Source organism: Nitrincola sp., from assembly GCF_048264025.1.
Taxonomy (GTDB): domain Bacteria; phylum Pseudomonadota; class Gammaproteobacteria; order Pseudomonadales; family Balneatricaceae; genus Nitrincola.
On sequence record NZ_JBLXDN010000019.1, the window covers coordinates 1 to 25,360 of the forward strand.

The following is a 25,360-nucleotide window of genomic DNA, read 5'->3' on the forward strand; positions in this document are numbered from 1 at the left end:
CCGGCGTTTATTATCAATAATCAGTACTTGATATCCGGTGCTCAGGAGCCTGAAATATTGGTGAAGAGCTTGCGGAATATTGTTTTTAACTAAGCGAGATCTGACAGGCTATTCTATTCCATTGATTATGTTGACCCTTTGCAGTATTAACATCAAATCAGCTGCCAACCTGAAAGACAAAGTCTGTAACTGATCTTAACTATGCTGCGCTAGGCGGTCATCTGAGTTACTATGAGATTCCATCTCGAAGTTGTGTTGTTACGATTCAGCAAACCTTGACGAGTCTGCCCCTATTGTTAACTCATGATTGAGTTGCTTCTGGGTAAGGCTCCACTCTAAGTTGTTATTTCGGTCACTGAAGCTAACAGGATCAGGAATAACTCTACGCCCTCCTCTAAAAATTTCCAAATAAGGTTGCTGCAGTGAATCAAGTTTATAACGTTATCTGGAATGTCAGCCACCAGGTCTGGATGGCTGTGGGTGAACTCACCTCTGCACGCGGCAAAAGCTCCGTATCGCTACCCGATAGCATACGCTCGCACGGCCTCTGTGTAACGGGTGCTATAGCTGCACTGGTGCTTGCCATCAGCACGGGATCAGTATGGGCAGATGTGGAAACAACTGGGGATGTTAATCATACGCCGACCCCCAATCCTCTTATAGGGGATTGGGATCTTGGCGGGAATAATCTAATAGTTGGTGTTAATGCTACTGGTACGCTGACCATTAATGATGGCAGTGCGGTAACTAATGGTGCTGGCATCATCGGCTACCTTGGCTCCATTGGCAACAGCTCAGTGACGGTGGAGGGGGCGGGTTCCCGCTGGACTAATAGCGGTATTGTGTCAGTAGGTACTGGTAGCACCGGTAGCCTGGCTATCAGCGATGGTGGTGTGGTGGCTAGTACTCGCGGCTACATTGGCCGCGAATTTTCTGGCAGCAGCGGCTCAGTGACGGTGAGCGGTATGGGCTCCCTCTGGACTAATAGCGTGGATTTGTTCGTGGGCCATGCAGGGACAGACAGTCTTGCTATCAGCGATGGTGGTGAGGTGGTTAATACTAACGGCTACATTGGTTTTAGTGGCAGCACCGGTACCGGCAGCGTGACGGTGGACGGTGAGGGCTCCCGCTGGACTAATAGCGGTGAGTTGTATGTGGGCATATATAGCATAGGTAACCTGAGCATTAGCAATGGCGGTGTGGTTTCAGCAAGCAGTGCCTTCATCGCTTATTTTGGAGGAACCACCGGTACTCTCAATATTGGCGTTGCTGCAGGTGATACCGCGGTAGCGGCTGGTACCTTAAATGCGGAGACACTGGCCTTCGGCAGTGTTTACGGTGTTGGTACCGGTAATTTGGTATTTAACCATACCGAGTCTGCATATAACTTTGCACCGAATATTACCGGCTTAGGCGCCATTCGCTTGCTCGCTGGCACTACACGCTTTACCGGTAACTTGAATGACTACACCGGCACCATGATCGTCGATGGCGGTATGCTGTCGGTCGCTGCTGGCGACACCCTGATCCTGGGAGGCAATTACACGCAAACGGCTGACGGGGTATTCAAAGTCGGTGTCACCGATGACACCACCTATGGCAAGTTGGTGGTCGATGGCACCGCTGCGCTGCCAAGTAATGCCCGGATCGATGTCGATGTCTCCAATCCAGGCTTCGGTTTCATCACGGCAGTGGACAATGGTATGGCGGGTATTATCAGTGCCACGATCCTGGACTCGGATGGTACTTTCACTGTTACCGATAATTCCACATTGTTCAACTTCGGTGCCCAGAAAGTGGACAATCAGGTCAACCTCACCCTGTCTGCTGCTGCGGCAGGTGAAGGGGAAAGCAGTAACGGATTGACTGAGCAAATTGTTGTTGCCAAAGGTAATGCAGTGGCGCTTGGGGCCGCCCGTGCCCTCGATAGTATTTTTGTGAGTGACCCGAGCGGGCCTATTGCTACGCTGTTCGTTCCTTTTACGACTGACGACCAGGTCAATACTGCTATCTCCCAGACCTTGCCGTTGTTGGCTGGTGGCTCGCAGGTGGCCGCGACCTCGGCTCTGACGGGCATGAACCGTGTGGTGCAGGCACGCATCGAATCCAACCGTGGCTTAAGCTCGGGTGATCATTTCTATGGGGATGAAAAGTTCTGGCTGAAACCCTTTGGTAGCTGGGCCGATCAGGATGACCGCAGGGGCGTCTCGGGTTACAAGTCCAATACAGCCGGTTTGGCTTTTGGTGGTGATACCACTGTTTCTGATGCCACGCGTTTGGGCCTGTCCTTCGCCTATGCCAGATCCAGCGTCGATGGTAACTCCACCCTTGCTCCTAACAGCGCCAAGGTAGATGTCTATCAGCTAATCGGCTACGGCAGTCATGCCCTGGATGAGGCTACTGAAATCAATTTCCAACTGGGTGTCGGTCAGAACCGCAACAAAGGCACGCGTGATCTTAGCTCTTTTGGTACACGAGCAACCTCCCGCTACGACAGTCTGGTGGCAACCGCCGGTGCAGGCGTGGGACGTAACATTACGTTGAGTGACACCACGACTTTTACGCCATCTGTGCGTGCTGATTACAGCTGGATCCGTGATGAAGGCTATACGGAGACCGGAGCGGGGCCACTTAACCTGAAGGTTACTAGTCGCACTACAGATGAATTGATCCTTGCTATGGATGGCAAGCTCACTCAAGAGCTTAAGCAAGATGTTTTGCTCTCGGCTAACCTGGGGCTGGGGTATGATCTATTGAATGAGCAAACCAGCATAACCTCAAGCTTCGCTGGTGCACCGGGCGCTGCCTTCACCACAAAAGGCATGGACCCCAGCCCCTGGCTGGCACGAGGTGGGCTGGGCCTGGCAACCCATACAGCGGGAGGCATGGAGGTCTCCGCACGTTATGATGCTGAATATCGTCAGGACTTTCTGAATCAGACCGCCAGCATAAAATTGCGTTGGGCATTCTGATTTCTTGTAGGAGCTCGCTCTGCGAGCGAATAATCCTTCTTTCGTTCGCGGAGCGAACTCCTGCAGGGGTGGATTGTAGGAACTCGGTCTGTAGGAGAGCCCGGTCTCCGGGCGAAAAGCTGGTATTCTTCATTCTCAGACAGCTGAGATAAGTTCACATGATATGTCGGTTAGTTGTTACCATATTGTTGTCTCTTGTTCTTGCGGCCTGCTCCGGTATCCCAAGTGTTCAGGAGCGCCAAACTCACGCCGATGAATTGGCATCAGCGCATGGCTGGCAGGCTTTACGCCTTCCGGCGGGTGATTTCAATCTTATGGCATACCTGCCTAAGGTTAATGCTGACGAAACCTTGTTGACCCTCTACCTGGAAGGTGATGGCTTTGCTTGGGTAAGTAGGAGTCAGCCTTCTTCTGATCCGACGCCTAGAGATCCGCTGGCCTTGCGTTTAGCTCTGGCACAGGCGTCTGGGAATGCAGTTTATCTGGCGCGCCCGTGCCAGTATATCAATGCGGCTAATGAAGGCTGTAATCCGCGTTACTGGACCGAAGCGCGCTTTGCTGCAGAAGTGATTGATGCTACTAACATCGCCATCGATACACTTAAACAGCACTATAATACCAGTGAACTGGTTCTAGTCGGCTATTCAGGCGGTGGTGCGATTGCTGCTCTGGTGGCGGCTCGACGCACGGATGTTGTGCGCTTAGTCACAGTGGCAGGCAACCTTGATCATCGTGCCTGGACAGCACATCATCGAGTAGCTCCCTTAAGAGCATCGCTGAATCCTGCTGATGTTGCCGCGTCGCTCGTGGACCTTCCGCAAACCCATTATGTCGGTGGACTGGACCGAGTAATACCGTTGGAACTGGCTCAGCGATGGCCTGTGGGCTTCAGGGGGGCTAATAATAAAAACCTACGCCTTCTTGATTCAGCAGATCACAGTTGCTGCTGGGTTCCTTTGCCAACAAGCTTATATTAATAGCTGAGCCAGTATTCGCTCGGAGACCGAGCTCCTACAATTCAGCAGGCAGCATTCGCTCGGTCCTCCGGGCGAAAGGGTTCGATTGTAGGAGCCCGGTCCCCGGGCGAAAGGCATCGCTCACAGAGTGAGCTCCTACACAGAGTGAGCTCCTACGTAGGATTTTTGACCGTACGTAAGTAGGGCAGTTTTACATCCATTTCACCAAATTTTTCTTTGGCCTGTTCGTCATTTAAAGACAGCGCAACGATTACGTCCTGACCCTGAATCCAGTTAGCTGGTGTTGCTAGGGGGGCCCCATAGGTTGTTTGTAGCGCATCCAGCGCCCGCAAAATTTCCGCAAAATTTCGGCCGACAGACATAGGATAAGTCATCGACAATTGCAGTTTTTTGTCTGGACTGATGATAAACACCACGCGCACACTGGCAGAATCTGCTGCTGTGCGACCGTCTGGCAGGTAGGCGTCAGCAGGAAGCATATCCAGTGCTTTTGAAACGGCCAGATCATTATCAGCAATAATGGGAAAGCTTGCCTTGGCACCCGAAAAGGTTTCAATATCGCACTTCCACTGTTTGTGTTCTTCAACACCATCAACAGATAAGCCAATGACCTTGGTGCTACGTTTTGCCCACTCATCGGCTAACTGAGCAACGGCACCGAATTCCGTGGTGCAAACGGGAGTGAAATCTTTTGGATGACTAAACAAAATCGTCCAGCTATCTCCGATCCAGTCATGCAGATCAAAATTGCCTTGATCTGTCACCAGATGAAGGTTGGGGACGGTTTCATTGATACGAATTGCCATGTGTCGCTCCTGGTATGTTGTATTCATTATTCCGTCATGCAATGTCGATTCTTCCAGTACAGCAACTTAACCTGATACATAGCTTGTTCAGCTGTTTTGTATATATCTGATAAAGGCATGACGGTGGATGTCATCGAGAACTGATAGGAATAGACTTACAGCAACAAGGCTAGGCTCTAAAGCCAGTATTTACAAGCGATACAGGATATTTTTGGAAGTCTTGAGAAAGGAAAGTGGTCGGAGTGGAGGGATTCGAACCCCCGACCCTCTGGTCCCAAACCAGATGCGCTACCAAACTGCGCTACACTCCGACAATTATGTTTTGGCTCCCCGAGCTGGACTCGAACCAGCGACCAATAGATTAACAGTCTACTGCTCTACCAACTGAGCTATCAGGGAATCGCTCAACACAGGCCGCGTATATTAATGATCAGAGAGGGTCTCGTCAACACTGTAAGCGAAAAAATATAAATTTTTTAGTTCGAGGACGTTGCAGTATAATCTTTGATCAATCAATAAGATGCACTGGTCGTTGGTTTATCAGGCGATACAGTCCGGTTTTACCCTTGGGAGAGTATGAATGACGCAGATTCTGGGAAAAGATGCGCCGCTGGAAGAATCTATAGAGCGGATGAGCGCTGGTTTACAGGCGCTGGGGTTCGAGATAGAGGAAACACGGTGGCTGAATCCGGTACCCCATGTCTGGTCTGTCTACATCCATGAAAAACACTGCCCACTGTTGTTTGCCAATGGTAAGGGCACTTCACGTGAGGCCGCGCTGGCGAGTGCTTTGGGTGAGTTTTTTGAACGTTTGAGCTGCAACTATTTTTTTGCTGACTACTTTCTGGGTTCAAAAATTGCTTCGGGTGATTTTGTGCATTTTCCCTATGAGCGTTGGTTTCCAGTTAAAAGCGCCGAGTGGCCTGAAGGTTTGCTCGATGAAGGTGCCCGCAATCATTACGACTTGAATAATGAAATTCATCCGGAAGCTCTGATTGATATCAATTCCGGCAATGCTGCACGTGGGATTTGTGCGTTGCCCTTTGTTAAACAGCGCACCCGGGAGACAGTGTGGTTTCCTGTTAATATTCTAGGCAACCTGTATGTCAGTAACGGTATGGCAGCAGGTAACAGCATCTGGGAAGCTCGGGTGCAGGCGCTGTCGGAAATTTTTGTGCGCCACATTAAAAACACCATTATCTCCTCAGGTATCAGCCTGCCTTTGATTCCCGAATCTGAAATTGCCAAACATCCCAAGGTGAAAGGTGCTCTGCGGACACTGCGCAGTAAAGGCTTTGTTGTCGAAGTGCGTGACGCTTCCCTGGGTGGAAAGTTCCCGTTGGTCAATATCACCCTGATCAATCCTGCTGATGGCGGTTGTTATGCCGCCTTCGGTGCTCATCCTAAGTTTGCGGTGGCGCTGGAGCGCGCGGTGATCGAGTTATTGCAAGGGCGCGAGCTGGATCAGTTAACCGATTTTCCCATTCCGACGCTGGATATAGAAGAAGCCGCTGATCCGCACAATCTTGAAACGCACTTTATTGACTCCAGTGGTGTGTTTGCCTGGGATATGCTGTCGGCTACAACCGACTATCCCTATACTCCCTGGAATATAGAAGGGGATACCCAGGCTGAGTTTGACGAGTTGTGCTTCCGTATTCACCGTGTCGATATGGATATTTATATTGCCGATTACGAGCATCTGGGTGTCTATACCTGCCGGATTGTTGTCCCCGGTATGTCGGAGATCTATCCGGTGGATGAGTTGATCTGGCGTAATAACAATGCCGCGGCTCCGCTGCGTCAGGCGTTACTGGCACTGAGTGATCTGGATGGCGATGGTTATGCTGATCTACTGGATGCCCTGGAAGATGCGGCCTTTAATGAAGAGCAGTTGGTGGCAGAGTTGCTTGGCGTGGTGCCTGATCCAGGCACTGTCTGGTCCTGGTTACGTATGGGTGAGCTGAAAATGCGTCTGGCTTTGGCGTCGGGTGAGCGTCAGTTGGGTCTGGAGTTGTGTGAGTGGGTACTCGGATTTGCCCATATTCCGTCCAAGGCACTGACTAGCTACCGTTGTTTGCATCAGTTGCTGTCTATCGAGCTGGATGAATCGCGTGATCTGGTCGATTTCTTACCCGTATTTGAACGTATCTATGGGGCTGATATGATCAGCAGGGCACAGGGTTTCCTGATGGGTGATGGTCTGTTTGATGATATCGGTACCCATGATGAGTCGCTGAAAGGCTTTATCTATCACCATAAGATGCTGGATGCCTACGCACGCCTGCAAGCAGCCAAACAACAGCTAATAATGGCTGACTGAAGATCAGACTATTCGATGAAAGGTTAGGAACAGAGCGAAATTTCCGCTAGAATCTGCCCTTGGGTTGTCGGTACCGAACAGGTGCCGTCAGGTGATAAATCAGGGATCTGCATGCTCTTCAATAAATTACCCGATGCTATATTTCTGCCGTTGTCCGGACAGAACCGCCAGATCTATCAAGCGGTGCTGCTGGAGCTGGCTGATCTGTTTTTTGATGAGGATCTTATCGATCCGTTTATACCCCGTGATCTGGTGCGCTCAACGATTGAGAATGCTGTGGTGCGCTTGGGGGTACGTCGCTGGGAATCTGAGTCCGACGATGATGCAGAACCACCGCGATCCAGTGCCGATTACACCAATCGTATTTATCGACGCTTGGTGGAGTGTGGCTGGTTGGAGGAGGAGCAGCGCATCTACCGTCAGTATGTGCTGTTAACGCCGTCAATCAGTTACCTGCTTCGCTCTCTGGTGGCGATTGCACGCCTGGAAAAACGCAGTTATGGCGGCGCGGTACTGAACGTGCTCAGCTCGTTGGAAGCGGCCATCAATGATCCGGTCGGGCGGGGTATTACCCTGTCCGAAGCAGCGCAAACGGCAGCGGATTTCAGTGCCCACCTGACTGATATGCTGCTGGGTCTGCGTGAGATGAAAATCTCCCTGTCGGAAAGTAAGAATCCTCAGGAAATCGTGCGCGGCTTCTTTGACCGGTTTGTGGCAAACATTCTGGTGTCTGACTATAAAACCTTGAAAACCCGTAACAACCCGTTTCGTTACCGTCGGCAGATCATCTCCATGCTGCGTGATCTGCAGTTTGATCTACTGCGCATAGAACAGCTGTCGCAGCATTATCAGTTGCAGTACGAACTGGATTACGACAGTGCCGAAGCGATGGTGCATCAGCACATCAACCGTATTATCCGTATCTTCGAGTCAGTCGATCAACGCTTGTCCGCCATCGATGACTTCCGCTACCAGCTGGAAAAACGTGTGGCAGATACCGTGCGCTACATGGATAAAACCACCCCGGGTATGGCAGCACGTTTATCCCGTCTGATTGCCGAGCTGGGGCAGAAAAAACGCGGCAAACTGCCGCTGCCCACCACGCTGGAAGAGGTGGGCTTTATTTCACCGGCAAGTGTGCGCTCACCGATGCGTCGCCGGGTTGAAGCCCAACCTCGGGTGATTACCCGCAACGAAATTGATCCCAAGGTGCTGGAGCTGCGTCGCCTGTTTAAAGAGTACAAAGAGCGACGTGAAGTTAAGGTTGATCGCATAGAAGCTTATCTGAGCCGTCACTTCAATGGCAGTGATCGGGTGAAGGCCACCGATTTTGCCATAGATTCGGTTGAGGACTATATCTGCTTCAGTTATGTCCGCCATCTGCAGTCACTGGGTAAAAAAGCCCGTAAAGTGGCCAGCCAGTACCGGATTGAATTTGATGATACCTATGTCTGCGTCGCTGATGTGGTTGAGTGTCGTGGCTTTGAAATACACAGGAATTCATAATGTTAGGTGATCTACAAAAAGTTTTGTCTCGGGCCGAACAGTATGAGGCCGAAGATTTCACCCGCGCAGCCAACTTGCTGCTGGTCAGCCAGTTTCTGTACGCCGACCGTCCGCTACATCGGGATAGCTACTTTCTGATCTCATCCCACGTGGACTATTTTCGCAATCTGTTTGAGGCCATTGGCTGGAGTTTGATCTACCAGCCGGATGAAGCCTACCTGGGCGTGGTTCCTCAGGCTGATGAGCGGGTATTGAAGCTGCGTCTGGATGAGTCGTTGCTGTTGCTCTGCCTGCGTCAGATGTATGAACAAAAGCTGGAAGAGTTCGAAATCCAGGATGGTAAAGCATTTATTACCACCGATTCGCTGTTGCGCCTGTATGAAAATCTGACCGGTAAAGAGATTCCGAATGAAACCCGGATGAAAGAGATACTGTCGCTGTTCACTCGCCATGGGGTGATCGAGCGTGGCAAGGCCGATGAAACTGACCCTAAGAATATCCCGCTGAAAGTCAGCCCGGTGATACGTCAGGTGGTTGTCGAAGACTATATCGGTCAGTTGGAAGCCTTGTGTGATATTGACCCGGATGCCCCCAACGCGCAGGCCAGCTCAGAGGAGAGCACTGATGAAACAGCTTAATCGCATCGTTCTGGTCAACTGGTATGTACTGGGTGCAATTGAAATTCCTATCAAGGGTAATGTGGCCATTGTCGGTCCCAACGGTTCGGGTAAATCCTCCTTGCTGGATGCGATACAAACCGTGCTGATGGGCGGGCACAAACGTAACCTGAGTTTCAACGCTTCGGCCGGTGAAAAGTCCGAGCGTTCGCTGCGTACCTACTGCCTGGGTTTCCTCGATGATCTGGGCAAAAAGGTCAATGCGCGTGAAGACTCGCTCACCTATATGGCGCTGAGCTTTTTTGATACCGAAACGGCCAAAGAAAGCTGTGTTGGCATCGCTATCAGCGCCTCTACCGCCAGTGCCGATGAAGATATTCTCGGGCGTTTTATCCTGCCGGATTTCTCTGTCACGCTGGATGATTTTTCGGTGAAGCAGGGCAGTGGACGCTTGCCGAAACCCTGGCCTGAAGTGCGTGATAATCTGTTGAAACAGTGCCCGGACATGGTGCTGGAAAAACGTGCCAGCCGTTTTGTTAAAGAGATGGTGACGCATCTGAGCCATGATGCGCAGATGCCCAATGATGATGAAAAATTCATTAAGAACTTCAAGAATGCACTGAAATTTCTGCCAATTGACAGTCCGACACGTTTTATCCGTGAGTTCGTGCTGGATGAGAATATTGTCCACGTCGGCGCTTTCCGTAAATCGCTGGATGAATACCGGGCGATGGAACAGAAAACCCGCGAGGTGGCTAATCGTATTGCCGAGCTGGAGAAGGCTCAGGAGCTGTGCCAAGGCATCTCTCGTAACGTGAAAAACTCAGTCGAATATGAATGGGTGGTACACGAGGGCCGGTTTGAGCATGCCGACCTGAAAAAGGAAACAGCGGCCGAGCGTCTGGAAACCTATACTGAGCAGGAAGCGGCCCTGCAGACGGATCTGGAAAACAACAGCGAAGCGCTCAACACTACGCTGCAGGATCTGGCCAATACTCGTGCTGAATTGAACAATACTGATTCCGCACACAAGGTGAATGCACTGGAATCACGGATTTCAGCGCGTCAGCATGAAGTGTCGGTGGTGCGCGAAAAAATTCAGCAGGTCTACAATTTAATGCGTACCACGGTGGGCTTTTCTGAGCAGATGCACCTGTTGCCAGATAACTTTCGCCCGGTCGTGGAGCAATCCGTACAGCTATGGCGCTCCGGTGAGAACACCCTCAGTGGCATGTGGCCGGAAGCACCGGTGGAAGTGGATACCACCCTGGGTCAATTGCGTGAACTGGTCGACCCGGTACGTAAAGCCATAGCGCGGCGTTATGAAGAATCCGTAATACGTATCAATGAATTACGTACCCAGATTCAGAGCCAGAAAAGCGCCGTGGAGCAGTTACAACAGGGGCGGGCACCTGTGCGTCATGCCACACGTGAGCTGATCAGCCTGCTGGAAGAATACGGTATTGAATGCACGCCTATCTGTGAGCTGGTTGATATCACCGAAGATAAATGGCGTATTGCCATCGAATCCTTCCTGGGTGCGCGCCGTGAAGCCTTGGTAGTGTCGCCGGATCGGGTTAAGGAAGCTATTACCCTCTATCGTCGCAAGGGACGTCATCTGAAAGGCTGCCGGATTATCAACACCACCAAAACCGGTGAGTGGATCAATCGCGGCAAGCGCGGCACGCTGGTTGAGTTTATCGAAACCGCCAATGACCATGCCCTGGCCTATATGAATCGGGCCCTCGGTGGGGTGATGGCGGTAGAAACAGAAAATGAACTGCTGCGCCATGAACGTGCCCTGACGTATGACTGCATGCTGCAGACCGAAGGTTCAACCACATCGATCAACGAGCTGAGCCCGATTATGGGTATCCGCCGTCGTGGCGATCAGTTGGCGCAGCAGGGCAAGCAGGTCGATGAAATGATCGCCGAGTTCACCACCCTGGGCAAACAGCATGAAACCCTGGAAAAACTGCGTGACTCTCTGATTCAGCTGGGTTCCGGCTTGTTGCAGGTGAATGAGCGGGTGTTTGATCTGACCAATCAGCGCGATCAACTGAATAGTGAGATTGATGGTTACCACCAGGCCATCGTCGATCTGCGTAATCATGATGACACGGGCATTCAGTTGCGTATTGCTGAGCTGGCTGAGCAACAAAAAACCATCGAAGCGCGGCAAAAATCGCTGATGGATAAATTGCAGAAAGTCCGCACCGGGATGATCAAGGATAACGCCTCCCTGGAAGTGCTGGACCGTGAATTGAGTGAGCATGCACAGGCTCGCAGCCGTTGTGAAGAAAACGCCCATTTTGATGCTCAGTCCGCGCAGGAAAAACGTGATTACCTGGATGAAAGCTGTGACGGTGAACTGGAGCGCATCATTTTTGAAGCGGCCAAAAAAGCTCAGAGTGAACTGCAACTGCATGAGAAAAAGAAAAATGCGGTGCGCGACGCTGTGGCGCAATATAAAGCGCGTTATCATGGCGGTGGTATGACTCATCAGGGACTGGATAATATCAGTGCCGACTCTACCCACGAAGACCTGGAAAAATACGTTAACGAAACAGTCACTGCACTGCAGGAATCCGAGCTGGCGCTCTATACCCAGAAAGCCGAACGTGCCCGACTGGAAGCCGAAACCGCCTTCCGCTCTGACTTTGTTGCCCATCTGAATGATCAGATCGATAAGATCAAAGATCTGATTCGTGAGCTGAATAGTCATCTTAAAAATCGTCCTTTCCACCAGGAAATGTACAGTTTTGAGATGATGCCGAACCCGGAACTAAAAGATATTCTGGAGTTGGTAGAAGCCTATACTCGGATGGATCAGGCCAATGTCGGTTCGCTGTTTGATATCAACCATGAACAGGATTCCGGGCACCGGGATGCGCTGGCTAAAATCCATGAAGTGCTGAAGAACGAGGGTGAAAGTACCCTGTTGCAGGATTACCGTAACTTCTACAACTTTGAACTGGTGGTCAAGGATCTGCAGGGTAACCGCAAGACTACCCTGACCCAGCGTATTAAAACCGGTTCTGGTGGTGAGCATCAGGTACCCTTTTATGTAGCGATGGCGGCCGCACTGGGTGCAACCTACCGCCTTAAAGAGGGTAGTGATGGCAAGCCGGTCGGTGGTATGAGCCTGTCGGTATTCGATGAAGCGTTCAATAAGCTCGATTCCGAGAACACCGTCACCTCGCTGGGCTTTATGACCGATCTGGGTCTCCAGACCATCATCGCCGCGCCGGATGAAAAGTATTCGCTGCTAAGCTCCTGCATGGATACCATCATCAACGTCTGTCGTGATGGCCGGATTGTTGATCTGGACGTGGAATTTCCAACTGAAAAAGGCAAGCAACTACTGGCCGCTGATCATCCCTACAAGATGATCGATGTTGAATCCGACACCTTTGAAGAAACGGCTACGTTGGATTTATAAGTCGCAACATGCCTGCCGAACAGCATTTCGGCAGGTATGCTATTAACCAAAGGCGTTTATCTAAGATAATCCTGGATAGCTTCCAATCCGGCGGCATCACAGTTAAAACGTTGTTGTTCAACTTGTACTCCGGTAGCTGCCAGCGGTGAGTCAGTGACTGGATCGTTGGTTTGTAGCCAGCCATCGGGTGCATTGATAATGACAAAATCATCGCCCATCACCCGGAAAATCATTGCTCCAGGGCAGTGCGTCTGAAGCCAGCTTGCAAAGGCCTGGAGTAACTGATTTCCGGCATGCCAGCCATGCTTTACATTAAAAGCGGCAAACTCGTGTAGCAATAACATCTGTAACGAGTGAAAGTGCTTGTGCATCTCTCGTTGCAGCATAAAGCGCAGGTATTCAGCATTGTAGAGACCGGTCAACTGGTCATTGAAAAAGTAGGCGAAACGTTGACGCTCCAGATCCGAATCAGGGAGTTGTTCTGCGTGCGGCTGACTGTCAACATCAATGGATTGCAGTGTTTCCACGGCGGCTTCAACAACTGCCAAATCGTAATGTATATTGGCCAGTCTCTGCAGTTCTGCAAGCGCTTCTTCGACCGTTTTGCGGGGTTTGTAAATTCGGTTGGAGGTCATGGCATCAAAGGAGTCGGCCACAGCCATAATCCGAGCGGGCAGGGGGATATCACCGTCCTTCAGACCCTGAGGATAACCACTGCCATCGAGGCGTTCATGGTGGTGACGCATCAACTCTGCCAGGTCTTTGTACATTTCAATGGCGGAGAGAGTTTCGTAGCCTACGCTGACGTGCTGCTTGATCAGTTCGTACTCCAGTGGGGTCAGACTACCAGGTTTTAGTAATACCGCATCAGGAATGATGATCTTGCCAATATCATGCAGGGTCGAGGCCTTTACCAGCTGTTGCACTTCTTGTTCATCGAGCCCCATCTTGCGGGCAATTAACTCTGCATAGCAAGCTACTCGACGTGTATGGCCGGCAGTATAGGTGTCACGTTTCTCAATCAAATCCACCATTGCCAGAATAGTTTCTTCATAATTGCTGATACGGGAGGCTTCGGCACGCTCACTTTCATCTCGCCGGATAAAGGCATGCATAGCAAAGCCTAAGTCACCTGCGAGTTGTTCGAGCATGCTGATTTCATCATCGTCGAAACCAGAGGGGCGATGGGTGTAAACACAGAGCACACCCATCGCTGTAGAGAAGGCATCAGAACGCAGTGGCAGCAGTGCGGCGGAGGTTAGCTCCAAAGTATCGGCATTCAAATTGCCCAGATCAGAGGCTGTGAGTATCCTCAATGTGTTGTCTTGAATGACGTTTTTGACATGTTTAAGGGAAAGTTGATGCTGTGTCAGTGCCACTAGTTGCTCGGTGGAACCGTAAGAACTGACCAGACGTTCCGCTTCGATTACGCCGGTTTTAAAGCCAGCCACCCAGGCGAAACGATATTCTGGATGTGATACTAGCCGGTCACAGGCGGATTTCAGCATCTCTATTCTATGTGAAGAGGTAATAATAATTTGGTTCACATCGGCGACGGTTTGTACTATGCGACGCAGGTATTGTTCATGCTCCAGTAGGCTTTCGATGCGATTGGTACGTTCCTCGACCCGTTGTTCTAACTGGTTATTAAGCTGGCTCAGGGTTCCTTGCTGTGACTGAAGGCGTCGGTTCATATGAACGACGTAGAGAAGAACAACGGCACTGGCAATCAGCACCAGCAGCGTTATCAACAGATACTGCCAGTAGCGCTGCAGGGTATCGATCAGAGTCAGATTGTTCAGGTAGGTATAGGGTTCCAGTTTCAATTCGCGTAACAGCTCATGCACTGGTTGATAGTTTTGCGACAGCGTCCAGCCTGCGCCGTATGCGGAGTGAAACACTAAAGTGCTCTCGGGCATGTTGAACAGTGCAATGGCAACCTCCATGGCCAGGGTGTCAGCAACGTGCGGAAGCTTGGCCAGGGGCCACTCGGGGTAGAGTGCTGTACTCAAACGATAGGGAAAGCCCACCACATTTCGTTCGGCCAGTACAAAAAAATCAGAAAGCTGAATGGTGTTTTCTAACGCCATCTGCTCCAGCGTGCCTGTGCGGATAAAACCCACATCCGCATCGCCTTGCTGAACGGCATTAACCACGGCGTCATGAGTCTGCAGAAAGGTCAGTTCCCTAAAACTGCTAGCAGTGAGTCCGTGATGGTGGAGTTCCCGCAAGCCAGTCTGCCAGCCACCAAATGATGAAGGATCCACAGCAGCAATACGCTTGCCTTTCAGGTCACTGAGTAGGCGAATATCATCGCTGTCTACATTTGAAAAAATCACACCACCAAATTTGTTAATCGCGACGGCATCGGCATTTCGGGTATAGAAAGTGGCAACCGCACTGGCACCATAGAGTTTTTCCAGCTTAACAAAAAATGATGAGTTAGCAATGATGAAGTCGACTTTACGCTGTCGGGTAGCCAAGTGGACTTCATCAAATCCCAGTGGGACTAGTTCAAATTGGTGTTCCGGTAATGTCTGATTCAAATGCTCCAGCATAGGTTGCCAGGCTTCAGTGACTTTGGCATCGCCTCGAAGACTCAGTACGCCAATGCTTACATCGGCTATTGCTGGGGAGGGGATCAATATTCCTAAAAATAACAGTTTCAGTATCCAGCCCTTAGGCAAACTGTCGATTTGAAATAGTGACATTGGACCTGACCTTAGGGCGTAACCAAAAAATAGAAATTGGCTGATGACTTCCTGTCCCGTTCATCTATAACCCTGGGGGGTTCAGGGTTATAGCAAGAGTATGGCATGTGTTCAAGTAAGACTCAAAGTTTTACATCCAGGCTACGCAGGTGGCGTGGTGGTGCAGTGTGTTTCAGGCGACAATCGATGCGTGCCTGACCATCCAAATAAAGTGTAACCATCTGATCTCTTAGGTCAAATTGCCAACGATAGGGTTCAGTACACAGGGATAGTATGACTGAGTGCGGACTGAGTGGTGCGGCTGATTTAAGTGACAACCAAGCATCGTATTGCTCATCATATAATAGCTGAGCTATTTGCCTGGCTGAAAAGTGCCCTGGAGATAGTGGTTCTTGTGGAAGCATAACGCGGCTTGCCGATTGTAAGCGGGGTTCTCGGGCAAAGCTTTTGCGTACACTTAACTCGGCGGGGAGATTAAACTGGGCATTGTCGCGGACATTACTGTTAAATTCCAGGCTATTCAGGCCTTCCAGAACGGCCTTCAGACTCCAATTACAGCGCTTGATTAACTGCCAGGCCGGCTCAAGACTGGAACGTGCTCCCAGCGTATAACGGATCGGATCGGAAGGACTGGTATTGAGCTGCGTTAATTGCAGAAAGGTGCTTTGAAAGTCCACCAGTGTGGCTTGGTCATCGACCAAGCAGTAAGGTACCTCCCGTCTAAAAAAATTCAGCCAGGCTTCGCGTGATTCAAGTGAGGGTAGGATACGGATCAACATGCTCGGTATTGTAACGCAACCTTTTCAATATAGTGCATCTGTGTGACCCAAAATAGGGGGGTGTTTTGTCGAAAGGCTGCATCAAGCGGTATACTTAGATTACCTAATTATCAGGAGCGACCTATGACTGCAAAATTTCTGGCACTTGTTCTGCTATTGTCGCTGGGTTTTACCGTTCAGGCTCAGGCTGGCACAGGTAACTTGTTCATGCAGGGTGGTGAGTTGTTAGTGCAAACCTCGTTATGGACTAAGCATTACAGTAAAGACCCTGAGCATAACGAAAATCAGCGCCTGCTGAATATTGAGTGGACCTTCGCTGAAACAGACCCCTCTGTTCATCGTCCAGCCGGTGGAGACTGGCGTGATGAGATACGCTGGTTGGTTGGAGGGGCTAGCTTTAAAAACTCGTTTGATCAGCGTAGCACCTATCTGTATGCCGGTGGCCGTTATGATTATTTCGATACTGGAGACACTCGGGCTTATGCCAAACTGACAGCCGGTTTGCTGCATGGCTACCGTGGTGAGTACCGGGATAAAATTCCATTAAACCATCTGGGTGTAGCACCCGCTATTTTGCCTGCTTTTGGTGTCGAGCATCGCCGGATTAATGTTGAAATGATTCCTTTCGGAACGGCGGGTGTGATGTTTAATATTGGCTATGTATTTCGTTGATGCCCCGGAGCTGTTGAAATGACGTTTGCGATGTTTCATCTGGAGCAGCATCCGCTGCGCACTGCATTATATGATGAGCTCCACTCCCGACCTTTTCAGGTTATTCCCTGTCCAGCAAAAGTGACCCACCTTGCCTTGCTGACAACTCCAGAACAGAAAATAGCCCAGTTCGAGCATTTGTGTGAATTGCATCGACTCATGGGTGTACCTGAACCACGGGATGATGTTCGTTGTTATGAAAAAAGTTTTGGCAATTTTCGTATACGCCGTGAGCAGCATATGGAGTTTGCTTCTTATACCTTCATCAATCTCGGGGCTGTAGGCGAGCAAAAAGACCCTTTTACTGAGACTGGGCTGACACCGCTGCCGTCAGAGTGGTTGGATGATTTGGCTGGACAGGTAGTGGCTGCGTTTCATCTGCAGTTACAGCATGTCACTCATCCACCCGAAGCGGATATTTCAATTATCCGTCCGGCTTTTGAAGGCAGTCGCCTGGTGGGCAGTTGTCCACAGAATGGCAGTGCGCGAGTCTGGGGTAGCTTTCGTCTGCATAGTGATGGCTTTGGGCGCTTTATGGTGCTTAACAATAGCATGTCTAACAGTCAGTTAGGGCGCTTGACCCAGCGGCTGATGGAGATAGAAACCTATCGGTTAATGTCACTTCTGGCGGTATCGCTGGCGCGCGAAATTTCACCTGATCTGAGTGACATGGACCAGCAACTGGCGCGCATCACTCAAAGTCTGGCCGATCGTCATCACGTGGATGAAAAAGCGATATTGGGTGAGTTGACCGATATGGCGGCTAGCATCGAAGCTTTTCGGGCGAGATCAACCTTCCGCTTTTCAGCCACGCGTGCTTATCACCGGTTGGTACTGACGCGCCTGGAAGAGTTACGTGAAGATGAAATGTCAGGCCATCTGACTATTCGTGAATTTATGACACGTCGACTCACTCCGGCAGTAAAAACCTGTGAATCTGTAGCCTACCGCCTGGAAGATCTGTCGCGTCGAGTGGATCGGGTATCGGATATGATGCGGACCCGGGTGGAACTATCAATCCAGCATCAGAATCAGTCACTGCTGACGTCAATGGATAAACGCTCTCAAGTTCAATTGATGATGCAGCATACCGTGGAAGGTTTGTCGGTTGTGGCAATTAGCTATTATGTGGTTGGATTGCTCAAATACCTACTGGATGCTGTTTATGATGCGGGCCTGGCGTTTGACAAGTCGTTGGTTACAGGCGGGATGATACCGCTGGTGATATTTTTGGTCTGGTTTAGTGTGCGCCATATTCATCATCATTTTATAAAATTAGCTGAAAAGAAGCAGGAAAAACTATGAGTGTAGCAGAACGTATTGAAATGCTGTTGCGTGAGGGTATGCAGGTAGACGAAGTGCTGCTTGAAAATGAAAGCCATATGCACGCGGGTCCCGCCACTGAAAGTCACTTTAAATTGGCCTTGGTCAGCCCTGATTTTGATGGCTTGGTTAAGGTACGGCGGCATCAGAAAGTCTATGGCCTGGTTGCTGAGCTGATGCAAAATCCTATCCATGCCTTGGCGATGCATCTCTATACACCCCAAGAGTGGCAGACTCAACAGGGCAATGTACCCGTATCACCCAACTGTATGGGCGCTCACAAGTAACCGGTTTAGACTGGCTTGAAACCGGGTAGTGCCTGGGCAATTTCGACAATCTGTTCACGAATCCAGATCATTCTGGGATCGTGGTGGTGTCGGGTGTGCCAGTAAAAATAAAATTTTACCGCTGGTTGCTCCAACTCTGCAGGCAGGCGGCGTAAGCAAAGCTGGCGGCCTGCTGCAATACGTTCTGCCAAGCGTTGCGGTAAAGTAAACACCAGATCAGTCGTTTCACAAAAATCGGCTACCGCCATAAAACTACTAAGCCTGAGTATGACTTCCCGTTGCATGCCGACTTTTTCCAGCACCCTGTCCATATAACCCGGCCCACGGCCAGTGATGGAAACCAAACCATGTGCGGCAGCGGCATAGTTTTCCGGTGTCAGTGGCTGGTCGGCGAGAGCGTGATGGCGTGACATCAGGCACACGGCTGACATTTGATCCAACAGCAGGCGATGTAGTGTGCCTGTTGATGCGCTGGGCTCCAGCCCGCTAAGGCTAAAGTGCACATCATTTCGATCCAGCATGGCAAAACTGTCATCTTCCTGTTTAACAATTTCAAGATGCATTCCTGGTGCATGTATGCGCATACGTTGCATCAGTTGGGGTAGGTAAAGCGCCAGTTCCAGATCCAGACCCGTGATTTTAATCAGTCCGTTATCTGCGGCAGGATTAAACACAGGTTGTTGTACCAGAGATTCAAGCGCAATGAGTATTTCGGCAAGTTCAGGTTGAATCTGCTCAGCGCGAGCACTTAGGTCATAACCCTGTGCCGTCCGAACCAGTAACGGATCATTAAAAATCTTACGTAATCTGGCCAGTGCCCGGCTAAGAGCAGGCTGACTCATATTCAGACTCATAGCGGCACGGGTGATATGACGCTCGGTAAGCAGCCGGTCCAATAATAGCAGAAGATTGAGATCAATATTTTCTATATTCACTTCACGCATAGTGATTATCCAAATAATACATTGGACGAATATATAAGACGGCGGTAAGGTTAACAAGGTAACCAGGGAGAAAATACAATGCGCTACATTCGACAAGTTAAAAATACAGTCAGCACCTTTGGCTGGGTAAGCATATTGCTGCATTGGTTGGTTGCCTTGGTTGTACTGGGTATGTATCCGCTGGGGTTATATATTGTCTCCTTAGGCTACTATGATCCTGGCTACCGTATTTATCCTAACTGGCATCGCAGTATCGGTGTGCTGCTGATGTTGCTGCTGTGCTTGCGGTTACTCTGGCGCTGGATTAATCCCAGCCCGCGTCAACTGGGCCAGCATCGATGGGAGCGGGTGGCGGCCTCACTGGGGCACCTCGGGCTCTATCTGTTATTGGTTACGATACTGGCGTCGGGCTATCTGTTTTCGACAGCAGATGGACGCGGTATCCAAGTGTTCAGCTGGTTTACTCTCCCAGCAATACCCGGTTTGGCACTTCGACAGGAAGAGCTAGCCGCGGAAATACATTTTTATGCGGCTACGCTATTGATGGTACTGGTTGCCATCCATGCACTGGCGGCACTGAAACACCACTTTATTGACAAAGACGCAACGCTCACACGCATGCTGGGCCTGCAATCGGAGAAAATTAATGATAGCAACTAAGACGATAGCAACAAAACTGAAACCGCTGGCGCTGGCTGGTGCATTCCTGGCAGCACCCCTGTTTGCTGCAGATTATACCATTGATACTCAGGGGGCTCATGCTTCTGTACATTTCAAAATTGATCATTTGGGAGTGGGTTATGTTGTCGGCCGTTTCAACGATTTTACCGGCAGCTTCAGCTATGATGCTGATAATCCTGCCGAAACAAAGGTAGATGTACTGATTAATATGGAATCGATAGACACTAATCACGCTGAGCGTGATCGTCATATACGTAGCGCCGATTTCGTAGATGCCAGCCAGTATGCTGAAGCGCGTTTTGTTAGTACCGGTTATGAAGACCTGGGTGATGATAAAGGCACGCTGACTGGTGATCTGACTTGGCTTGGCCAGACGCATAGCATTGATATTGATGTGGTGAAAGTGGGTGAGGGCGAAGATCCCTGGGGTGGTTACCGGGCAGGCTTTACCGGTACAGCTGCACTGCATTTGCCGACTTTTGGTGCTGAGTTCAACTTAGGACCTGCGGCAGAAACAGTCTATCTGGATCTTGTCATTGAAGGTGTTCGTAAATAACACTGGCTTCTTAACAGCAAAGGCCGCTACAGCTTGACTGTAGCGGCCTTTTTGTGTTCAGGATGTACGGTATACCCAAAACACTCGCTCCGCTCGCGGGGCAGCAGGCCCTGCCGCGGGCGCATGGATGCGCAGGAGCGGCGCATGTTTAGATCCTACTCTTCCTGCTGGTTTGATCGACGTCGCCATACAGCTTTTTCAGCTTCCACCAGCAGCAACACCACCACACCATAGCCCAGCATCAATAACCATTGGTTCAGACTCAGTGGCGTACTGTGAAACAGGGTGTTCATTAGGGGAGTGTAAATGAATAGCAACTGGACAGTGAGCATCGCGGCTATGCCTCCCCAGATCCAGGGATTGGAGTTGATCGGGGTTTTAAAGATACTGCTGGTGAGAGAGCGGCAATTGAGTAGAAAGAAACTTTGCACTACGACAAAGAGTGTCACCGCCAACGTGCGTGACTCTTCAATACTGGCACCCTGCAGTTGTGACCACTGAAATAATCCGAAGGCCCCGATTAGTAACAGTGTACTGACAGATACAATTCTGCCGATCATTTCGACTGACAAAATAGGTGCATCAGGTTCACGAGGAGAGCGTGTCATTATGCCCAGTTCCTTCGGTTCGAATGCCAGCATCAGCCCGAGAAATACAGCCGTTGTCATATTTAGCCAAAGCGCCTGTACTGGCAGTACCGGTAGGGTGATGCCAAACAGTATAGCTACCATGATCACCAACCCTTGTCCCATATTGGTGGGGAGTATCCAGGTGATGAATTTGATCAGGTTGTCGAACACATTACGGCCTTCTTCAACGGCGGCTTCGATAGATGAAAAGTTATCATCTGTCAGTACCATGTCGGAGGCTTCTTTGGATACTTCGGTGCCACTAATACCCATGGCGATCCCTATATCGGCCTGCTTCAGTGCGGGGGCATCATTAACACCATCACCGGTCATCGCCACCACATGATTGCGGCCCTGCAAGGCGGTCACCAGTTTGAGCTTTTGCTCTGGAGCTACGCGGGCAAACACCGAGACGGTTTCAGCGGCTTTACTCAGTGCCACTTCATCCATATCACTCAATTCACGCCCAGTTAAGGCTTCCAGTTCTTCGCCGTTATGACCGGGATTGTTTTGCAGACCAATCATGGTGGCAATGGATTTAGCGGTCAGGGCATGATCGCCAGTAATCATTTTGACCCGCACACCGGCTTTCTGACAGGTGGCGATGGCTTTAATCGCTTCGTCCCGTGGTGGATCAATCATCGCCTGCAGGCCCACGAAGGTTAACGACTGTTCCGGCTCACGGTCATTGAATGCATTCAGTGTGTCTTCACTGTTAGCTACCCGCTGCATGGCAAAAGCCAGCACACGCATCCCTTCGCTGGCAAATGCATTGACCTGCTGGTCAATGGTGTCATGCATTAGCGGCTCTGATTCGCCGTCAGTGTTTAACTGCGAGGTGCAACGTGCAAGGATCTGTTCCACTGAACCCTTTAGGTAAATCAGATTGTGGTGGCTATCCAGTCGATGCAGGGTGGCCATGTACTGACGATCTGATTCAAATGCGATGGTGTCGATCCGTTTGAATTCAGCTTCACATTGCTTGAGTTGATAACCGGCTTTCATCGCTGAGGCTATTAGGGCACCTTCGGTCGGATCGCCTTCGACACCCCAGCGGCCTTCTTTTTCACTCAGGCGTGAGTCATTACTGATCAGGCCAGCCACCAGAATATGGTGTAAGGCATCATTGTCAGCTAGGTCTACATCCTGGTCCTCACAACTGATCTTTCCTTCCGGGAGATAACCCGTGCCACTGACATCATAGGTTTTGGAGCCTGCCAGAATTTTCTGTACGGTCATCTGGTTTTCGGTCAGCGTGCCGGTTTTGTCGGAACAGATGACGGTGGTGGAGCCGAGCGTTTCGACGGCAGACAGTTTACGAATAATGGCATGACGTGATGCCATCCGACGTACACCAATCGCCAGCGTGATGGTCACCACGGCGGGCAGGCCTTCTGGAATAGCGGCTACAGCCAAGGCCACCGCCGCCATAAAGGTCTCACTGGCACGCATGCCATAAAACAGACCTACAACAAAGGTAATCAATGCCAAACCGAGAATGACCCAAAGTAGCAGTTTACTGAACGCATGAATTTTGCGTGTTAACGGGGTTTCAAGTGTTGTGGCTTCAGAGATCATGTGAGCGATTTTACCCGTCTCGGTTTGATCTCCGGTGGCGGTTACTATGCCTTTGCTTGAGCCATAGGTGACCAGCGTACCGGCAAAGGCCATATTATTGCGATCAGCTAGTACCGTATCAGCGGGGAGAACATCGAGGTACTTTTCTGCGGACACGGATTCACCGGTAAGGGCTGATTCGTCAACCTGCATATCCTTGCATTCTAACAGGCGCATATCGGCCGGAACCTTATCACCAGAGACCAGGAAAACCAGATCACCAGGGACCAATTCCGTTGCTGGAAGGGTTTTTTTCTCACCATTGCGCAATACAGTGGCCGAGGAGGAGAGCATTTTTTTCAGTGAATTTATTGCTTCTTCAGCCTTGGATTCTTGTACAAAGCCGATGATGGCATTGATGATGACTACCGAAAAAATCACCCCAGAATCGACATACTCTTTTAAAAACAGGGTGACCAAAGTCGCAAACAATAAGATATAGATCAAGGGGTTGTGAAACTGCAATAGCAAGCGTTTGAGCGCAGAAACTGATTTTTGTCCGCTAATGCTATTGGGGCCGAAGGTTTGCCGTCTTTCTGTTGCCGAATTGGAGGATAAACCTGTCTCAGCATCACTTTCCAGCGAAGCAATAACCTCTTGATTATCAAGATGGTGCCAGGGTTTATCGGGTAGTGATTGCATCGAGTACTCCACGCTGTATACCTAAGTGGATACCCTAACACAAAAAAAACGGAACGTATTGTTCTGGTGTATACCAAAATCAACGTTCCGTTTTGCGTTCCCCTAAGGGGAATGGGGCACTACAAGTTGTTCTGTCAGGCGACCCTTGACTCGCCTTGGCAGCAGTCTGGGTGAGTGGTCATAAAGTGACATAGCGTCTGACTCAATAAAGCCATTTTTGCACTGTTACCCTGAGCTCTTGCCAATTCGATATCATCCAGGATGTACTGTCTGATTTGAGCGCTGGCATTGTGCTCAACCATATATTTACCCAGCGCCATCGCAACGATGGGTTCCAGATGCTCGTGCTCCGCAATCGCGTCGATTTCGTCATCGCTGAGGCCGCACATTTCCAGACATTCTGTATAAGTCAACATGGTTATATCCTCAAGTGAGTCCGGTTGGCTTTGCGGTTGGTATGAACCGCCCAGTAATCTGACTTAAGTCTAGTTCAGCTGCTAAAGAGTTAAAGGCTGGTAAGTAGATAAAAATTCAAGACTTTCCAGGAGTTTAAACAAGGGTTTCATGCTGCATATGCACATTATCTTATGGAAAAATCTGTAATCAGTTTGTCATTAAGTACTTAGCAGGTGTTGCTCTGCACCAGTGATGAACTTTAGAGACCCTGAATCAGATAAAAAAGTCGCTACTGAGTAAGTGCTGACGTTTTTAGAATTATTGCCGTCGTTTCCATAGGGTCAACTGAGTGGGGGGAGGGCTATTCTGCATCTCATTAGTTAATCGTGACTTGCCTGCTTAATCGGAGTAACTGCTATGACACCCGCTGAACTGCACCAGGACGCCATTATTATCGATGGTTTGATCATTGCGAAATGGAATCGTGAACTGTTTGAAGATATGCGTAAGGGTGGACTGACAGCCGCCAGTTGCACTGTATCTGTCTGGGAGGGTTTTCAGGCAACCATTAATAATATTGCCGACACCAATAAGCTGATGCGCGATAACGCTGACCTGGTCATGCCGGTGTTAACCACAGCGGATATCCACAAGGCCAAAGAATCGAATAAAACCGGCATCATCATGAATTTCCAGAATGCGCATGCTTTTGAAGATCAGCTAGGGTATGTCGAGGTATTTAAGAAGCTTGGCGTGGGTATCGTACAAATGTGTTACAACACCCAAAATCTGGTGGGTACCGGCTGCTATGAACGTGATGGCGGCTTATCCGGTTTTGGACGTGAAATCGTTGCCGAAATGAATCGCGTTGGAGTGATGTGTGATCTTTCCCACGTCGGCTCGAAAACCTCGGAAGAGGTGATTCTGGAATCGACAAAACCTGTGTGCTACTCCCACTGCCTGCCGTCCGGCCTGAAAGAGCACCCGCGTAATAAATCTGATGAAGAACTGAAATTTATAGCTGATCACGGTGGCTTTGTCGGTGTCACCATGTTTGCTCCCTTTCTTAAAAATGGCATCGACTCGACCATAGATGACTACGCCGAAGCCATAGAGTACGTGATGAATATTGTCGGTGAAGATGCCATAGGCATAGGTACCGACTTTACCCAGGGCCATGACCAGCAGTTTTTTGAGTGGCTGACGCATGACAAGGGCTATGCACGTCGCCTGACCCGTTTTGGCAAAATTGTTAACCCGCTGGGCATCCGCACCGTTGGTGAGTTTCCCAATCTGACTGAAACCCTGATTCAGCGCGGCATGAGTGAAGCGCAGGTGCGTAAAATCATGGGTGAAAACTGGGTGCGTGTACTTAAAGATGTCTGGGGCGAGTAAGCCGCTGGCAAGCCGTAAACTCTGTCAATAAACAAAAAGATCTAAG

Annotated in this window: 18 protein-coding genes and 2 tRNA genes; 12 read left to right on the top strand and 8 right to left on the bottom strand. The window is 50.1% G+C overall.

Annotation, left to right across the window (positions count from 1 at the left end; genetic code table 11):
* Positions 1-422 precede the first annotated feature (422 nt).
* Together ACN0R1_RS13800 and ACN0R1_RS13805 are read left to right on the top strand one after the other, a co-directional pair.
* Positions 423-2,972, top strand: a complete 2,550-nt coding sequence (locus ACN0R1_RS13800; protein WP_417583820.1) for an autotransporter domain-containing protein — start codon at positions 423-425, stop codon at positions 2,970-2,972.
* A 158-nt stretch (positions 2,973-3,130) separates the two neighbouring features.
* Positions 3,131-3,949, top strand: coding sequence for an alpha/beta hydrolase family protein (locus ACN0R1_RS13805; protein ID WP_417583822.1), 819 nt, complete (start codon positions 3,131-3,133; stop codon positions 3,947-3,949).
* A 152-nt stretch (positions 3,950-4,101) separates the two neighbouring features.
* Here ACN0R1_RS13805 and ACN0R1_RS13810 read toward each other — a convergent pair whose 3' ends face one another.
* From ACN0R1_RS13810 to ACN0R1_RS13820, 3 genes are all read right to left on the bottom strand, one after another.
* Positions 4,102-4,755, bottom strand: coding sequence for a peroxiredoxin (locus tag ACN0R1_RS13810; RefSeq protein WP_417583824.1), 654 nt, complete (start codon positions 4,753-4,755; stop codon positions 4,102-4,104).
* 234 nt (positions 4,756-4,989) lie between these two features.
* Positions 4,990-5,066: transfer RNA gene (locus tag ACN0R1_RS13815), tRNA-Pro, on the bottom strand.
* 12 nt (positions 5,067-5,078) lie between these two features.
* Positions 5,079-5,154 (bottom strand) — tRNA-Asn (locus ACN0R1_RS13820).
* Positions 5,155-5,335: 181 nt separating this feature from the next.
* On the opposite strand from ACN0R1_RS13820, the gene ycaO reads away from it, so the two are divergent.
* The 4 genes from ycaO to ACN0R1_RS13840 all read left to right on the top strand — a co-directional run bounded on the left by ycaO (position 5,336) and on the right by ACN0R1_RS13840 (position 12,643).
* The gene (ycaO, locus tag ACN0R1_RS13825; RefSeq protein ID WP_417583826.1) at positions 5,336-7,078 is read left to right on the top strand and encodes a 30S ribosomal protein S12 methylthiotransferase accessory factor YcaO; all 1,743 of its coding nucleotides are present in this window, start codon (positions 5,336-5,338) and stop codon (positions 7,076-7,078) included.
* Between the two features lie 111 nt (positions 7,079-7,189).
* Positions 7,190-8,584, top strand: coding sequence for a Wadjet anti-phage system protein JetA family protein (locus ACN0R1_RS13830; RefSeq protein ID WP_417583828.1), 1,395 nt, complete (start codon positions 7,190-7,192; stop codon positions 8,582-8,584).
* The gene (locus ACN0R1_RS13835) at positions 8,584-9,222 is read left to right on the top strand and encodes a DUF4194 domain-containing protein (RefSeq protein WP_417583830.1); all 639 of its coding nucleotides are present in this window, start codon (positions 8,584-8,586) and stop codon (positions 9,220-9,222) included. The genes ACN0R1_RS13830 and ACN0R1_RS13835 overlap by 1 nt, the downstream gene beginning before the upstream one ends.
* A complete protein-coding gene (locus ACN0R1_RS13840) occupies positions 9,209-12,643 on the top strand; it encodes an SbcC/MukB-like Walker B domain-containing protein (RefSeq protein ID WP_417583832.1) in 3,435 nt (1,144 codons plus the stop codon). Before ACN0R1_RS13835 ends, ACN0R1_RS13840 begins: the two co-directional genes overlap by 14 nt.
* A 56-nt stretch (positions 12,644-12,699) precedes the next feature.
* On the opposite strand, the gene ACN0R1_RS13845 is transcribed toward ACN0R1_RS13840, so the two are convergent.
* Together ACN0R1_RS13845 and ACN0R1_RS13850 are read right to left on the bottom strand one after the other, a co-directional pair.
* Complete coding sequence (locus ACN0R1_RS13845) at positions 12,700-15,354, bottom strand: HD domain-containing phosphohydrolase (protein WP_417583834.1); 2,655 nt, start codon at positions 15,352-15,354, stop codon at positions 12,700-12,702.
* Between the two features lie 122 nt (positions 15,355-15,476).
* On the bottom strand, positions 15,477-16,133 hold the full coding sequence (locus tag ACN0R1_RS13850) for a hypothetical protein (RefSeq protein WP_417583836.1): 657 nt from the start codon (positions 16,131-16,133) through the stop codon (positions 15,477-15,479).
* 123 nt (positions 16,134-16,256) lie between these two features.
* Between ACN0R1_RS13850 and ACN0R1_RS13855 the strand changes: the two genes are divergently transcribed.
* From ACN0R1_RS13855 to ACN0R1_RS13865, 3 genes are read left to right on the top strand one after another with little or no spacing between them, the layout of a single operon-like run.
* Complete coding sequence (locus tag ACN0R1_RS13855) at positions 16,257-16,805, top strand: hypothetical protein (protein ID WP_417583838.1); 549 nt, start codon at positions 16,257-16,259, stop codon at positions 16,803-16,805.
* A gap of 18 nt (positions 16,806-16,823) precedes the next feature.
* Entirely contained in the window at positions 16,824-18,149 is a 1,326-nt protein-coding gene (locus ACN0R1_RS13860) for a DUF3422 family protein (protein WP_417583839.1), read from the top strand.
* Complete coding sequence (locus tag ACN0R1_RS13865; protein WP_417583840.1) at positions 18,146-18,454, top strand: BolA family protein; 309 nt, start codon at positions 18,146-18,148, stop codon at positions 18,452-18,454. Before ACN0R1_RS13860 ends, ACN0R1_RS13865 begins: the two co-directional genes overlap by 4 nt.
* Before the next feature lie 5 nt (positions 18,455-18,459).
* Here ACN0R1_RS13865 and ACN0R1_RS13870 read toward each other — a convergent pair whose 3' ends face one another.
* Positions 18,460-19,398 carry a LysR family transcriptional regulator gene (locus ACN0R1_RS13870; protein WP_417583842.1) on the bottom strand — a complete coding sequence of 313 codons (939 nt, stop codon included), beginning with the start codon at positions 19,396-19,398 and terminating at the stop codon, positions 18,460-18,462.
* Positions 19,399-19,476: 78 nt separating this feature from the next.
* Here ACN0R1_RS13870 and ACN0R1_RS13875 point away from each other — a divergent pair, with 78 nt between their 5' ends.
* Complete coding sequence (locus tag ACN0R1_RS13875; RefSeq protein ID WP_417583844.1) at positions 19,477-20,058, top strand: cytochrome b; 582 nt, start codon at positions 19,477-19,479, stop codon at positions 20,056-20,058.
* Positions 20,045-20,635: a YceI family protein gene (locus ACN0R1_RS13880; protein WP_417583846.1), complete on the top strand. Its 591-nt coding sequence runs from the start codon at positions 20,045-20,047 to the stop codon at positions 20,633-20,635. The genes ACN0R1_RS13875 and ACN0R1_RS13880 overlap by 14 nt, the downstream gene beginning before the upstream one ends.
* A 155-nt stretch (positions 20,636-20,790) precedes the next feature.
* Here the strand turns inward: ACN0R1_RS13880 and ACN0R1_RS13885 are convergent, their stop codons facing one another.
* Positions 20,791-23,523 (bottom strand): cation-translocating P-type ATPase, encoded by a 2,733-nt coding sequence (locus ACN0R1_RS13885; protein ID WP_417583848.1) that lies wholly within the window; start codon positions 23,521-23,523, stop codon positions 20,791-20,793.
* Between the two features lie 134 nt (positions 23,524-23,657).
* Positions 23,658-23,939, bottom strand: a complete 282-nt coding sequence (locus tag ACN0R1_RS13890) for a hypothetical protein (protein ID WP_417583850.1) — start codon at positions 23,937-23,939, stop codon at positions 23,658-23,660.
* Between the two features lie 397 nt (positions 23,940-24,336).
* Here ACN0R1_RS13890 and ACN0R1_RS13895 point away from each other — a divergent pair, with 397 nt between their 5' ends.
* Entirely contained in the window at positions 24,337-25,314 is a 978-nt protein-coding gene (locus ACN0R1_RS13895; RefSeq protein ID WP_417583852.1) for a dipeptidase, read from the top strand.
* The last annotated feature ends 46 nt before the right edge of the window (positions 25,315-25,360 follow it).

What these genes read in the sequence shown, in the direction of transcription:
- ACN0R1_RS13865 (WP_417583840.1), top strand. Translation starts at nt 18,146, where the DNA reads ATGAGTGTAGCAGAACGTATTGAAATGCTGTTGCGTGAGGGTATGCAG.
- ACN0R1_RS13880 (WP_417583846.1), top strand. Translation starts at nt 20,045, where the DNA reads ATGATAGCAACTAAGACGATAGCAACAAAACTGAAACCGCTGGCGCTG.
- ACN0R1_RS13870 (WP_417583842.1), bottom strand. Translation starts at nt 19,398, where the DNA reads ATGCGTGAAGTGAATATAGAAAATATTGATCTCAATCTTCTGCTATTA.
- ACN0R1_RS13885 (WP_417583848.1), bottom strand. Translation starts at nt 23,523, where the DNA reads ATGCAATCACTACCCGATAAACCCTGGCACCATCTTGATAATCAAGAG.
- ACN0R1_RS13875 (WP_417583844.1), top strand. Translation starts at nt 19,477, where the DNA reads ATGCGCTACATTCGACAAGTTAAAAATACAGTCAGCACCTTTGGCTGG.
- ACN0R1_RS13890 (WP_417583850.1), bottom strand. Translation starts at nt 23,939, where the DNA reads ATGTTGACTTATACAGAATGTCTGGAAATGTGCGGCCTCAGCGATGAC.
- ACN0R1_RS13830 (WP_417583828.1), top strand. Translation starts at nt 7,190, where the DNA reads ATGCTCTTCAATAAATTACCCGATGCTATATTTCTGCCGTTGTCCGGA.
- ACN0R1_RS13835 (WP_417583830.1), top strand. Translation starts at nt 8,584, where the DNA reads ATGTTAGGTGATCTACAAAAAGTTTTGTCTCGGGCCGAACAGTATGAG.
- ACN0R1_RS13845 (WP_417583834.1), bottom strand. Translation starts at nt 15,354, where the DNA reads ATGTCACTATTTCAAATCGACAGTTTGCCTAAGGGCTGGATACTGAAA.
- ycaO (WP_417583826.1), top strand. Translation starts at nt 5,336, where the DNA reads ATGACGCAGATTCTGGGAAAAGATGCGCCGCTGGAAGAATCTATAGAG.
- ACN0R1_RS13855 (WP_417583838.1), top strand. Translation starts at nt 16,257, where the DNA reads ATGACTGCAAAATTTCTGGCACTTGTTCTGCTATTGTCGCTGGGTTTT.
- ACN0R1_RS13810 (WP_417583824.1), bottom strand. Translation starts at nt 4,755, where the DNA reads ATGGCAATTCGTATCAATGAAACCGTCCCCAACCTTCATCTGGTGACA.
- ACN0R1_RS13840 (WP_417583832.1), top strand. Translation starts at nt 9,209, where the DNA reads ATGAAACAGCTTAATCGCATCGTTCTGGTCAACTGGTATGTACTGGGT.
- ACN0R1_RS13895 (WP_417583852.1), top strand. Translation starts at nt 24,337, where the DNA reads ATGACACCCGCTGAACTGCACCAGGACGCCATTATTATCGATGGTTTG.
- ACN0R1_RS13860 (WP_417583839.1), top strand. Translation starts at nt 16,824, where the DNA reads ATGACGTTTGCGATGTTTCATCTGGAGCAGCATCCGCTGCGCACTGCA.
- ACN0R1_RS13805 (WP_417583822.1), top strand. Translation starts at nt 3,131, where the DNA reads ATGATATGTCGGTTAGTTGTTACCATATTGTTGTCTCTTGTTCTTGCG.
- ACN0R1_RS13850 (WP_417583836.1), bottom strand. Translation starts at nt 16,133, where the DNA reads ATGTTGATCCGTATCCTACCCTCACTTGAATCACGCGAAGCCTGGCTG.